This is a genomic window from Streptomyces sp. Ag109_G2-15 (genome assembly GCF_900215565.1).
GTDB lineage: Bacteria > Actinomycetota > Actinomycetes > Streptomycetales > Streptomycetaceae > Streptomyces > Streptomyces diastatochromogenes.
This window is the reverse complement of sequence record NZ_OCNI01000001.1, coordinates 2,484,154-2,497,333: the sequence shown is the minus strand read 5'-3', so window position 1 is coordinate 2,497,333 and position 13,180 is coordinate 2,484,154. Positions and strand designations below refer to the sequence as shown.

The window sequence follows — 13,180 nt, the reverse complement described above, 5'->3', positions numbered from 1 at the left end:
GATCCGTGGACCTGTCCCTGTCGACCCGTACCGTCGGCGATCGTACGGTCGTCGAGGTCGGTGGCGAAATCGATGTATACACCGCGCCCAAGCTGCGCGAGCAGCTGGTCGAGCTGGTGAACGACGGCAATTTCCACCTCGTCGTCGACATGGAGGGCGTGGACTTCCTCGACTCCACCGGGCTCGGCGTGCTGGTCGGCGGCCTGAAGCGGGTGCGTGCCCACGAGGGCTCGCTGCGCCTGGTCTGCAACCAGGAGCGCATTTTGAAGATCTTCCGTATCACCGGCCTCACCAAGGTGTTCCCGATCCACACCTCGGTCGAGGAAGCGGTGGCGGCCACCGACTGACACCGGGCCGATCGCCGGGTCCGGGCCGCCCATCGGTCCGGACGCCGGTCGGTCCCGCCCCGGGCCGGTGTGTCCGGGGCCCAGATGTTCATCAGGGGGTGTGGGCTTTCGGCGGCCCCGCCCCCGGACCGCACGCCCGTAGTCGTGAGGGGGATGCATGGCCACCGTGGAACTCCGCTTCAGCGCGCTGCCCGAGCACGTCCGGACCGCCCGGCTGGTGGCGGCCGCGGTGGCGCGCAGGGCCGGAGTGGACGAGGCCGTCCTCGACGAGGTTCGGCTCGCCGTCGGCGAGGCCTGCTCCCGTGCCGTCGGGCTGCATCAGAGCAGTGGCATCACGGCACCCGTGAAGGTCGCGCTGATCGAGGAGGAGAAACAGTTCTCCATCGAGGTCGGCGACGAGGCCCCGCATGCCGCCCCCGCCGAGCGGGTGGCCGGTGGTGCCGCCGCGGACGCGGATGTGGAGGCGGAGGAGGACGAGATGGGCCTCGCCGTCATCAGCGGCCTCGTGGACGACGTGGAGGTCAGCACGGGCGAGAACGGCGGGCTCATCCGCATGAGCTGGCCCACCGCCCCGCCGGCCGCGGCACTCGCCTGAACCCCCGCGCACAGCGCATCGAAGGGCCCTGCTGAACAGGGCCCTTCGTGTTGCTTCCAGCCCCGTTTCCGGCGACCCTGGAATTCGTGAAGCAATTCACGATCGATAGCCCGATAATTCGATCAAGCATCAATGTGGTCGTCAATGCCTTTGAGGCATTACCACTTTCGGGTTCCCTGGCGTGACCTCGATCATTTGCTGAAGAGCACAAGAAGGCCAATTTCGTTTACCGCGCCCTGTTTAGATCACGATCGGGTACCTACAATCCGTCCACATCTTGAGCTCAGCCCAAGCGTCAAGGAGGACGAATGGCGGGGCTTTCTACCCCTCATCAGTTGGGTCATCCCACAACCTTCGCAGCAGCGGTCCTGACCGACGACAACCGGATCATCGTGGCGGTGATCGCGGCCGTCGCCCTGGCCGCGCTCGTGGTCGCGGGCGTCCTGGTGCGCCAGGTGCTGGCAGCGGGCGAGGGCACCGAGAGCATGAAGCGGATCGCCGAGGCGGTCCAGGAGGGTGCCAAGGCGTATCTCGCCCGGCAGTTGCGCACGCTCGGCGTATTCGCCGTCGTCGTCTTCTTCCTGCTCATGCTGCTGCCCGCGGACGACTGGAATCAGCGTGCCGGACGGTCGGTGTTCTTCCTGATCGGTGCGGTGTTCTCGGCGGCCACCGGCTATATCGGCATGTGGCTGGCCGTGCGCAGCAATGTGCGGGTCGCCGCGGCGGCCCGGGAAGCGACCCCGGGCCCGGGTGAACCGCAAAAGGATCTCACCACCGTTTCGCACACCGCGATGAAGATCGCATTTCGCACCGGCGGCGTCGTCGGCATGTTCACGGTGGGGCTCGGCCTGCTGGGCGCCTCCTGTGTGGTGCTGGTGTACGCGGCCGACGCGCCGAAGGTGCTCGAGGGCTTCGGCCTCGGCGCCGCCCTGATCGCCATGTTCATGCGTGTGGGCGGCGGCATCTTCACCAAGGCCGCCGACGTCGGCGCCGACCTGGTCGGCAAGGTCGAACAGGGCATTCCGGAGGACGACCCGCGTAATGCCGCGACCATCGCCGACAACGTGGGCGACAACGTCGGCGACTGCGCCGGCATGGCGGCCGACCTGTTCGAGTCGTACGCCGTCACCCTGGTGGCCGCGCTGATCCTCGGCAAGGCCGCCTTCGGCGACTCCGGGCTCGCGTTTCCGCTGCTCGTGCCCGCCATCGGTGTGCTCACCGCCATGATCGGCATCTTCGCGGTCGCCCCGCGGCGCGCCGACCGCAGCGGTATGACGGCGATCAACCGCGGCTTCTTCATCTCCGCGGTGATCTCCCTCGCGCTGGTCGCGGTCGCGGTCTTCGTCTACCTGCCCGCGAAGTACTCCGACCTCGCCGGCGTCACCGACGCGGCGATCCGGGGCAAGAGCGGCGACCCGCGGATCCTCGCGCTGGTCGCGGTCGCCATCGGCATCCTGCTCGCCGCCGTGATCCAGCAGCTGACCGGCTACTTCACCGAGACCAACCGCCGCCCGGTCCGGGACATCGGCAAGACCTCCCTCACGGGCCCGGCCACCGTCATCCTCTCCGGCATCTCGCTGGGTCTGGAATCGGCCGTCTACACCGCCCTGCTCATCGGCCTCAGCGTGTACGGGGCGTTCCTGCTCGGCGGTACGTCGATCATGCTGGCGCTGTTCGCGGTCGCGCTGGCCGGCACCGGTCTGCTCACCACGGTCGGCGTGATCGTCGCCATGGACACGTTCGGGCCGGTCTCCGACAACGCGCAGGGCATCGCCGAGATGTCCGGCGACGTCACGGGCGCGGGCGCGCAGGTGCTCACCAACCTGGACGCGGTCGGCAACACCACCAAGGCCATCACCAAGGGCATCGCCATCGCCACCGCCGTCCTAGCGGCCTCGGCGCTCTTCGGGTCCTACCGGGACGCGATCACCACCAACGTCCAGGACGTCGGGGCGAAGCTCACCGGGCCGGGTTCGCCGCTGAGCCTGTCGCTGGACATCTCGCAGCCCAACAACCTGGTCGGCCTCATCGCGGGCGCCGCGGTCGTCTTCCTCTTCTCCGGACTCGCCATCAACGCCGTGTCGCGGTCGGCCGGTTCGGTGGTGTTCGAGGTGCGGCGGCAGTTCCGCGAGCACCCCGGGATCATGGACTACACCGAGAAGCCCGAGTACGGGCGCGTCGTCGACATCTGCACCAAGGACGCCCTGCGCGAGCTGGCCACGCCCGGTCTGCTCGCCGTCATGGCGCCGATCTTCGTCGGGTTCACGCTCGGCGTCGGCGCGCTCGGCTCCTACCTCGCCGGCGCGATCGGCGCGGGCACGCTGATGGCGGTGTTCCTCGCCAACTCCGGTGGCGCCTGGGACAACGCCAAGAAGCTGGTGGAGGACGGTCATCACGGCGGCAAGGGCAGCGAGGCCCACGCGGCCACGGTGATCGGCGACACGGTCGGCGACCCCTTCAAGGACACCGCGGGGCCGGCGATCAACCCGCTGCTGAAGGTCATGAACCTGGTCTCGCTGCTCATCGCACCCGCGGTGATCAAGTTCTCCTACGGCAGCGACAAGAACATCGGGGTACGCATCGCGATCGCGATCCTGGCGCTCGTGGTGATCGTCGTCTCGGTGTACGTCTCCAAGCGCCGCGGCATCGCGGTCGGCGACGAGGAGAGCAGCGAGCGGGTCTCCAACTCGGCTGATCCGGCAGTGGTTTCGTAGGCCCTCTCCACCGGGCCTGGTCAACGGGCGGGCGGGCGGCGCGTACTGACGCGCCGCCCGCCCGTCTCGCTGTGTGGGCTCGCCCACGTCGTGAGCCTTCTCTCCATGGTGTAAAGAGTCACAAAAGCTGACTTACAGGGCGTTCGGCATGTGGAGGGCGCGGGTCCGCGTGTAGATTCCGGGGGCCGAGAGCCATGGAAGGGACCAATCCGGTGAACAAGAAGCTCGCGGCCGCACTGTCCGGCGGTGCGGTACTGGTAGTGGCGCTGTCGGGATGCAGCAGCAAGAAGGACAGCGCACCCGATCCCAAGCTGGTGGCCTGGGCCAAGACGGTGTGCGACGCGGTACCCGCGCAGGACGCCAAGATCAGGTCTGCCAACGCGTCGATCGCCAAGATCGCCACGGACAGCGACCTGCCGCCCAAGACGGCCAAGGCGACGTACTCGCAGGCCTTCCAGGACATGGCCGACGGCTACAAGGCGCTCGCCGCCGCCATCAGCGGCGCCGGAGCGCCCCCCGGGGTCGACGACGGCGCCAAGCGGCAGCAGGACGCCGCCAAGAACCTGAGCGGCCTCTCCTCCTCGTACGCCGGCCTGAAGAAGCAGGTCGACGAGCTCGACACCAAGGACCAGGGCAAGTTCGCCCAGGGCCTGCGCGGGGTCGCCGACCAGACGAAGCAGATCGGCGAGCAGAGCAACAGCGGCACGGAGGCGCTGAAGCGGCTGGAGCAGGGCGACGTCAAGGCGGCCATGGCCAAGCAGCCCAGCTGCCAGGTCGCCGCGTCGGCGTCGGCCTCGGCCACGACAGGCTGACATCGGTCCACGGCTCGCGCTGAGGCAGCCTCCGGCAACCCGCGCGGGCCACAATGGGGGGCGTGACAGACTCCGGCCTCGCCCCCCTGCCCGCCACCGACCGGCCCGACGTCGCCGCACGCCTGCGCGACGCCCTGCTCGCCGCCTCCTTCACCGCCGACGGGCTGCTCGATCTGCTCGGCGCCCCCGCCTACGCGGCGCTGGCCCGCAGCGAGACCGTGCCCGCCCTGCGGGCCACCCGCGGCGACACGCCGCTGGAGACACTCGTACGGCTCTTCCTGCTCCAGCAACCGGCGCCGCACGCGCGCGTGGCGGCCGTTCTGCCGGTCGAGGAGGCCCTGGAGAGCGGGTGGCTCACCCGCGTGGGCGGCGACGAGGTGGCCGCCACCGTGGATGTACGGCCCTACGGCGGTCCCGGCGGCGAGGACTGGTTCATCGTGTCCGACCTGGGCTGCGCGGTCGGCGGTGCGGGCGGCATCGGACAACGGGACGAGGCGGTCGTCCTGGGCGTGGGCGGTGCCTCCACGACCCTGGCCGGCATCACCGTCCGTACGCCTGTCGCCGCCGCGCTCGACCTCGGCACCGGCTCCGGTATCCAGGCGCTGCACGCCTCCCAGCACGCCACGCGGGTGACGGCCACCGATCTCAACCCGCGCGCGCTGCACATCACCGCGCTCACGCTCGCGCTCTCCGGCGCGCCGGCCGCCGACCTGCGCGAGGGCTCGCTGTTCGAGCCGGTGCGGGACGACGAGACGTTCGATCTGATCGTGTCCAACCCGCCGTTCGTGATCTCGCCGGGTGCCCGGCTGACGTACCGGGACGGCGGCATGGGCGGGGACGATCTGTGCCGCTCGCTCGTTCAACAGGCGGGGGAACGGCTGAACGAGGGCGGGTTCGCGCAGTTCCTCGCCAACTGGCAGCACGTCGCAGGGGAGGACTGGCAGGACAGACTCAGGTCATGGGTGCCGCGCGGGTGCGATGCCTGGATCGTGCAGCGCGAGGTGCAGGACATCACACAGTACGCCGAGCTGTGGCTCAGGGACGCCGGCGATCACCGCGGTGACCCCGCGGAGTACCAGGCGCGGTACGACGCCTGGCTCGACGAGTTCGAGGCACGCAAGGTCAAGGCCGTCGGGTTCGGCTGGATCACCCTGCGCAGGACCGGGGCCGCCGAGCCCTCGGTCACCGTGGAGGAGTGGCCGCACCCGGTCGAACAGCCGCTCGGAGAGGCGATCCGGGCGCACTTCGACCGGCTCGACTTCCTGCGGGAGTACGACGACGCGGCCCTGCTCGAAGGCCACTTCAGGCTGGCCGCCGAGGTGGTCCAGGAGCAGGTCGGGCTGCCCGGCGCCGAGGACCCCGAGCACGTGGTGCTGCGTCAGCACCGCGGGATGCGTCGCGCCACGAAGGTGGACACGGTCGGCGCGGGCTTCGCGGGGGTGTGCGACGGCACGCTGAGCGCCGGCCGCATCCTGGACGCCATCGCCCAGCTCGTCGGCGAGGATCCGGTGCTGCTGCGCGACCGCACGCCGGCGCAGATCCGGCTGCTGGTGGAGCAGGGCTTCCTGGAACCGGTGGTGTGAGGCGGACCGGTGGTGTGCGGCGGGGTACGGCGGCCGGGCCGGGTGCCGTAGCCCGGCTACCCGAGCCGTCGTACCCGCGTCCGGATCGGCGTCGTATGCCGGTGGCACGGGCCGGGACGCGCCGCTGCCGGTAAAACGGCCGGAAAAGGACGGGTGCCGGGCCGGGGCGATCTTGTTCGAGTGTGTGTTCGAAGTCACGTCGACCTTCCGTTCACCCCGATGTCGCTCTCCCGTCTCTCACGCGTGCCACCCTCCCCGCGCTGGGTAGGGGCGGACGGCACGAAAGGGGCGGGCGGGCCATGGAGAGCGGGCCGGCGATCTTCGCGGGAGTGGTGTTCGCCCTGTTCGGGGGCGCCCTGCTGGTGTGGACGGGCGCCCGGGTGCGGCGTGGCGAACCAGTCGCGCAGGGTGTGAGCCAGGTCGCATCGGCCACCCTCGCCGGCGCTGCCGGCGTCCTCGCGCTGGGCCTCGGCGCGTACTGCCTCACCCGCCTCTGACGTCGGCGGCCGTACTGCCGTACGAGTAAGGGGAGTGTCACGCTCCGGACAGGGGACGGGGGTCGCCGGACACTCCGGGCGGCAGGAATGCCGGTAGTCGGGTTACCGTTCGAGTGGCCGTTGTGGGCTTTTCCCGTTTGACACGGGGGCGGGATGTACCGTCACACTCCGCAGCGTCACACGAGCCAGAAGCACGCCGCGAACCCCGGGACACAGGCCTGGGGAGGCCCCAGCGTCGACCGGAGAGAAGAGCGAAGTTGTCCCCGACCAGCGAGACCGCACAGGGCGGCCGCCGACTCGTCATCGTCGAGTCGCCTGCCAAGGCGAAGACGATCAAGGGCTACCTGGGCCCCGGCTACGTAGTCGAAGCGAGCGTCGGGCACATCCGTGACCTTCCCAACGGCGCCGCGGAGGTGCCGGAGAAGTACACCGGCGAGGTCCGCCGCCTCGGCGTGGACGTCGAGCACGACTTCGAGCCGATCTATGTCGTCAACGCCGACAAGAAGGCCCAGGTCAAGAAGCTCAAGGACCTGCTGAAGGACTCCGACGAACTCTTCCTCGCCACCGATGAGGACCGCGAGGGCGAGGCCATCGCGTGGCACCTCCTGGAGGTCCTGAAGCCCAAGGTCCCGGTCAAGCGCATGGTGTTCCACGAGATCACCAAGGACGCGATCCGCGAGGCCGTCGCCAACCCGCGCGATCTCAACCAGCGCATGGTCGACGCCCAGGAGACCCGCCGCATCCTCGACCGCCTCTACGGCTACGAGGTCTCGCCGGTCCTGTGGAAGAAGGTCATGCCCCGCCTGTCGGCAGGCCGGGTCCAGTCCGTCGCCACGCGACTCGTCGTGGAGCGGGAACGCGAGCGCATCGCGTTTCGTTCTGCCGAGTACTGGGACCTGACGGGCACCTTCGCGACCGGCCGCGCGGGGGATCCGTCGGACCCGTCGTCGCTGGTCGCCCGCCTGCAGACCGTCGACGGCCGCCGGGTCGCGCAGGGCCGCGACTTCGACTCCCTGGGACAGCTCAAGAGCGAGAACACCCTCCACCTCGACGAGGCGAACGCCCGCGCCCTCGCCGCCGCCCTGGAGAACACCCGCTTCTCGGTGCGCTCGGTCGAGTCCAAGCCGTACCGCCGCTCGCCGTACGCCCCGTTCCGTACGACGACGCTGCAGCAGGAGGCCAGCCGCAAGCTCGGCTTCGGCGCGAAGGCCACGATGCAGGTCGCGCAGAAGCTGTACGAGAACGGCTACATCACGTACATGCGTACGGACTCCACGACGCTGAGCGACACCGCGATCACGGCAGCCCGCGCCCAGGTCACGCAGCTGTACGGCGCCGACTACCTGCCCCCGCAGCCGCGCACCTACGCCGCCAAGGTCAAGAACGCCCAGGAGGCGCACGAGGCGATCCGCCCCTCGGGTGATCGTTTCCGCACTCCGGCGGAGACCGGCCTGACCGGCGACCAGTTCAAGCTCTACGAGCTGATCTGGAAGCGGACCGTCGCCTCCCAGATGAAGGACGCGACCGGGAACAGCGTGACCGTGAAGATCGGCGGCACCGCCGCCGACGGCCGGGACGTCGAGTTCAGCGCCTCCGGCAAGACGATCACCTTCCACGGCTTCCTGAAGGCCTACGTCGAGGGCGCCGACGACCCGAACGCCGAGCTGGACGACCGCGAGCGCCGCCTGCCGCAGGTCGCCGAGGGCGACCCGCTGTCCGCCGAGGAGATCACGGTCGACGGGCACGCCACCAAGGCGCCGGCCCGCTACACCGAGGCCTCCCTGGTCAAGGAGCTGGAAGAGCGCGAGATCGGCCGCCCGTCGACGTACGCGTCGATCATCGGCACGATCCTCGACCGCGGCTACGTGTTCAAGAAGGGCACGGCCCTGGTGCCGTCCTTCCTGTCCTTCGCCGTGGTCAACCTCCTGGAGAAGCACTTCGGGCGGCTCGTCGACTACGACTTCACCGCCAAGATGGAGGACGACCTCGACCGCATCGCCCGCGGCGAGGCCCAGGCCGTGCCGTGGCTGAAGCGCTTCTACTTCGGCGAGGGCACGGTCACGGGTGCGGCCGAGGCCGGCAACGGCGACGGGGACCACCTCGGTGGCCTCAAGGAGCTGGTGACCGACCTGGGCGCGATCGACGCGCGCGAGGTGTCCTCGTTCCCGGTGGGCAACGACATCGTGCTGCGCGTGGGCCGCTACGGCCCGTACATCGAGCGCGGTGAGAAGGACGCCGAGGGCCACCAGCGTGCGGACATCCCCGAGGACCTCGCGCCGGACGAGCTGTCCGTCGAGCTCGCCGAGGAACTGCTCGCCAAGCCGAGCGGCGACTTCGAGCTGGGCACCGACCCGCAGACCGGCCACCAGATCATCGCCAAGGACGGCCGCTACGGCCCCTACGTCACCGAGGTGCTCCCCGAGGGCACCCCGAAGACCGGCAAGAACGCGGTCAAGCCGCGCACGGCCTCCCTGTTCAAGTCCATGTCGCTGGACACGGTGACCCTCGCGGACGCCCTGCAGCTGATGTCGCTGCCGCGGGTCGTCGGCACCGACGCCGACGGCGTGGAGATCACCGCGCAGAACGGCCGCTACGGCCCGTACCTGAAGAAGGGCACGGACTCGCGCTCGCTGCAGACCGAGGACCAGCTCTTCACGATCACGCTGGAGGAGGCGCAGGCGATCTACGCCCAGCCGAAGCAGCGTGGCCGGGCCGCCGCCAAGCCGCCGCTGAAGGAGCTGGGCGAGGACCCGGTCTCCGCCAAGCCGGTCGTGGTCAAGGACGGCCGCTTCGGTCCGTACGTCACCGACGGCGAGACCAACGCGACCCTGCGCTCCGGCGACAGTGTGGAAACGATCACTCCGGAGCGTGGCTTCGAGCTGCTCGCCGAGAAGCGGGCGAAGGCGCCCGCCAAGAAGACGGCGAAGAAGGCCACGGCCAAGAAGGCTCCGGCGAAGAAGACCGCCGCCACCGCCAAGAAGACGGCGGCGAAGAAGACGACCGCGGCCGCGAAGAAGACCACGGCGAAGAAGACGACCGCCAAGAAGGCGACGGCTTCGAAGGCGACGGCTCCCGGCACCGAGGACTGACGCTCCTTCGGGTCGCGGGACCGCTCTCAGGCTTCGCGAAACGAACGCCCCGGCATCACTTTGGTGTCGGGGCGCGCGCATGTCCGGGCGGCCTGGGTGTGGTGTCGGTGGCTGCCGATAGGCTGAACGCATGACGCGAGCCGAGCAGCCAACGGCCCCCACCACAGAACCGGACGACGCCCTGGTCGCGGACTCCCGCGAGCGCGCCGTCCGCTCCCTGCTGCGCCGGCCGGAGCTGCGGCGCCTGTGGAGCGCGCAGCTCGTGAGCGGTGTCGGCGACACCCTCGCGCTGCTCGTGCTGGTTCTCCTGGTCCTCCAGACGGCCATCGCCGAGGGCTCCTTCGGCGGCGGCTACCGCGGCGTGGCGTTCGCAGTGGCGACCGTCTTCGCCGCGCGCATCCTCGCCGCCCTGCTCTTCGGCGCGGTGCTCCTCGGCCCGCTGACCACGCTCACCTCCCAGGACGGCCCGCTCGACCGCCGCTGGACCATGGTCGGCGCCGACGGCCTGCGGGCCGCGCTGCTGATCGTCGCGCCCCTGTGGATCGACTGGACCCCGGACAACGCGCTCGCCGTCCTGCTGGTCACCGTCTTCGTCACCGGCGTCGCCGAACGGCTGTGGACGGTGTGCCGGGAGAGCGCGGCCCCCGCCCTGCTGCCCGCCCCGCCCCGGAGGGGGCGACGGTACGGCCGCTCCCCGACCACCTGGACGCCCTGCGCCGCCTCGCGCTGCGCACCAGCTTCCTGGCGGTCCCGCTGGCGGCCGCCGCCCTGGTCGTCGCCGCGCTGCTGAACAACCTGCTCGGCACCGTGGTGGTCTGGTTCGACCAGCACCAGGCGGCTCTCGGTTCGTATGTGGCGGCTGGACTGTTCGCCGCGTCCCTGTCCGTGGTCACCTTCCTGGAGCTGCCCGACACGCGCACCCCGCGCCCGCGCTCCCCGCTGGAGGGCCTGCGCCGGCCGCGCACCGGCACGGGCGTCGACAAGGGTCGTACGGGCGCCATCCCGCTGCTCGTCCCGGCCTGCGCCGCCGTGGCCGGCGCCATCGCCGCCGCGGTCTCGGTGTGCGTGCTGCACGCCAAGGACCTGCGCGGCGGCCCGGTCCTGTACGGCCTGCTCGTGCTGGGCCTGACCGGCGGCGTCGCCGTCGGCATCCGTACGGCGTCCTCGGTGCTGCCCTCGCTCTCGCGCCGCCGGCTCCTGGCCCTCGCGATCGCCTTCACCGGCATCGCCCTGCTGGCCGCCGGACTGGTCCCGGACGTCACCACGGTGCTGCTGATCGTCACGCTGGCCGGTGTGACCGCCGGCGTGGCGGCCAACACCGGGCACGCCCTGCTCGACCAGGAGACCGAGGAGTACCGCAGGGCCCGCACCACCGAGCACCTGCACGCGGTCGTGCGGGTCTTCATAGCGCTCGGCGCCCTGATCGCGCCCGTGGTCGCGGGGCTCATCGGCCGGCACCGGCTGGAGAACGGCAGGTTCGTCTTCGCGCACGGCGGCGCCTCGTTCACGCTGATGCTGGTCGGCGCGCTGCTGCTGCCGGTGGCCGCGCTCGTCCTCGCCAAGGTCGACGACCGCTCCGGCATCCCGCTGCGGCAGGATCTCAAGGACGCGCTGCTCGGCGGCGACGACCCGGTCACGGCACCCGCGACGAACGGCTTCTTCATCGCCCTGGAGGGCGGCGACGGCGCCGGCAAGTCCACCCAGGCCGAGGCGCTCGCGGAGTGGATCCGGGACAAGGGCCACGAGGTCGTCCTCACCCGCGAGCCGGGCGCCACCCCCGTGGGCAAGCGGCTGCGCTCGATCCTGCTGGACGTGTCCTCGGCGGGCCTGTCGCACCGCGCGGAGGCGCTGCTCTACGCCGCCGACCGGGCCGAGCACGTCGACACCGTCGTACGACCCGCCCTGGAGCGCGGCGCGGTCGTCATCTCCGACCGGTACATCGACTCGTCCGTGGCCTACCAGGGCGCGGGCCGCGACCTGTCCCCGACCGAGATCGCCCGCATCAACCGCTGGGCGACCGACGGGCTCGTCCCGCACCTCACCGTCCTGCTGGACGTCTCGCCGGAGGCCGCCCGCGAGCGGTTCACCGAGGCGCCGGACCGGCTGGAGTCGGAGCCCGCCGAGTTCCACGCGCGCGTGCGGGCCGGTTTCCTCACGCTCGCCGCCTCCGACCCCGGCCGCTACCTGGTCGTGGACGCCGGGCAGGAGCCCGAGGCCGTCACCACCGTGATCCGGCACCGGCTCGACACCGTGCTGCCGCTGTCCGAGGCCGAGGTCAAGGCCCAGGAGGAGGCGCGGAAGCAGGCCGAGGAGGAAGCCCGCCGCAAGGCCGAGGAAGAGGCCGCACGCAAGGCCGAGGAGGAGCGCCTGGAGCGTGAGCGCCAGGAGCAGCTCGCCAAGCTGCGCGCCGAGGAGGAGGAGCGCAAGCGCCGCGAGCTGGAGGAGGCGCAGCGCCGCGAGGCCGAACGGCAGGCGGAGGAGGCCCGGCAGCGGGCCGAGGAAGCCGCGCGCCGGGCGGAGGAGGAGCGGCTGCGGCTCCTCGCCGAGGAGAAGGCCCGCGCCGAGGAAGAGGCCCGCCGCAGGGCCGAGGAGGAGCGGCGGCGCAGGCAGGCCGAGGAAGAGGCCCGGCTGCGCGCCGAGGAAGAGGCCCGGCAGGCCCGGCTGCGTGCCGAGGAGGAAGCACGTCGCCTGGAGAAGCAGCGCAAGGCCGAGGAGGCCCTGCTGCGCGCGGAGGAGGCCCGCCGTCAGGCGGCCGAGGCCGCGGCTGCCGCCGACGCGGCGGCGCTCAAGCCCAGCACCCCGCAGCCGCCGGTGCGGGGCGTGACCCCGGACGCGGCGACGACCGTGCCGACGCCGGTGGTCTCGCCGGGCGCGGAGGAGACGGTGCCGACGCCGGCCGTGTCTCCCGGCGCGGACGAGACGACGGTGCTGCGGCCGGTGCGCGAGGAGCGGGCCGGAGACACCCGCCCGGCCCAGGCCGGCCCCGACTCCGAGGTGACGGCCGAGCTGCCGCAGCCGCCGGTCGCGTCTCCGGGTGCGGACGAGACGGCGGTACTGCGGCCGGTGACTCCAGGTGCGGCGGACGAGACCACGGTGCTGCCGCCGGTGACCCCGGGTGCGGCGGACGAGACGACGGTGCTGCCGCCCGTGACCCGGGGTGCGGCGGACGAGACGGCGGTGCTGCCGCCCGTGTCCGCCGAAGAGACGGCCGTACTGCCGCCGGTGGCCCCCGGCGCCGCCGACGAGACCGCCGTACTGCCACCCGTGCGGGGCGACGCCCCGGCGGACCGGGTGCCGCCCGGCTTCTTCCGGGACGAGCGGCCGGCCGCGGGCCCTGACGGCTCCGAGGGCCGTACGCGCGAGATGCCCCAGGTCGACGCGGACGGCGCACCCCGCCGCCGGCCGCGCCCGGACTGGGCCGAGGAGACCCCGCTGGACGACCTGCCGTCGCTGGCGGACGAGCTGCTCGGGTCGTACGACGAGCAGCAGTACGGGGAGCCCGGCGAGGACCAGGGCCGGCGTGGCCGGGGTCGCCGCGGCTGA

The 13,180-nt window shown here is 71.6% G+C and carries 8 protein-coding genes; all 8 read left to right on the top strand.

Going from position 1 to position 13,180, the window contains the following annotated elements; all coding sequences use genetic code 11:
• Positions 1-5: 5 nt before the first annotated feature.
• The 8 genes from bldG to tmk all read left to right on the top strand — a co-directional run bounded on the left by bldG (position 6) and on the right by tmk (position 13,180).
• The gene (gene bldG, locus CRP49_RS10950; protein ID WP_010986038.1) at positions 6-347 is read left to right on the top strand and encodes an anti-sigma factor antagonist BldG; all 342 of its coding nucleotides are present in this window, start codon (positions 6-8) and stop codon (positions 345-347) included.
• A gap of 157 nt (positions 348-504) precedes the next feature.
• Complete coding sequence (locus CRP49_RS10945; protein ID WP_097253198.1) at positions 505-942, top strand: ATP-binding protein; 438 nt, start codon at positions 505-507, stop codon at positions 940-942.
• A 308-nt stretch (positions 943-1,250) separates the two neighbouring features.
• Positions 1,251-3,656 carry a sodium-translocating pyrophosphatase gene (locus CRP49_RS10940; protein ID WP_097253197.1) on the top strand — a complete coding sequence of 802 codons (2,406 nt, stop codon included), beginning with the start codon at positions 1,251-1,253 and terminating at the stop codon, positions 3,654-3,656.
• A 194-nt stretch (positions 3,657-3,850) separates the two neighbouring features.
• Positions 3,851-4,468 (top strand): small secreted protein, encoded by a 618-nt coding sequence (locus tag CRP49_RS10935; RefSeq protein WP_179851576.1) that lies wholly within the window; start codon positions 3,851-3,853, stop codon positions 4,466-4,468.
• 53 nt (positions 4,469-4,521) lie between these two features.
• The gene (locus CRP49_RS10930; RefSeq protein ID WP_373560339.1) at positions 4,522-6,051 is read left to right on the top strand and encodes a methyltransferase; all 1,530 of its coding nucleotides are present in this window, start codon (positions 4,522-4,524) and stop codon (positions 6,049-6,051) included.
• A 299-nt stretch (positions 6,052-6,350) separates the two neighbouring features.
• Positions 6,351-6,548, top strand: coding sequence for a hypothetical protein (locus tag CRP49_RS10925; RefSeq protein WP_097253195.1), 198 nt, complete (start codon positions 6,351-6,353; stop codon positions 6,546-6,548).
• A gap of 257 nt (positions 6,549-6,805) precedes the next feature.
• Entirely contained in the window at positions 6,806-9,637 is a 2,832-nt protein-coding gene (gene topA / locus CRP49_RS10920) for a type I DNA topoisomerase (RefSeq protein WP_097253194.1), read from the top strand.
• A 624-nt stretch (positions 9,638-10,261) separates the two neighbouring features.
• Positions 10,262-13,180, top strand: coding sequence for a dTMP kinase (tmk, locus tag CRP49_RS10915; protein WP_373560338.1), 2,919 nt, complete (start codon positions 10,262-10,264; stop codon positions 13,178-13,180).

Coding starts and splice junctions, on each gene's coding strand:
- CRP49_RS10945 (WP_097253198.1), top strand. CDS start 505: ATGGCCACCGTGGAACTCCGCTTCAGCGCGCTGCCCGAGCACGTCCGG.
- CRP49_RS10940 (WP_097253197.1), top strand. CDS start 1,251: ATGGCGGGGCTTTCTACCCCTCATCAGTTGGGTCATCCCACAACCTTC.
- CRP49_RS10935 (WP_179851576.1), top strand. CDS start 3,851: ATGGAAGGGACCAATCCGGTGAACAAGAAGCTCGCGGCCGCACTGTCC.
- CRP49_RS10925 (WP_097253195.1), top strand. CDS start 6,351: ATGGAGAGCGGGCCGGCGATCTTCGCGGGAGTGGTGTTCGCCCTGTTC.
- CRP49_RS10930 (WP_373560339.1), top strand. CDS start 4,522: ATGGGGGGCGTGACAGACTCCGGCCTCGCCCCCCTGCCCGCCACCGAC.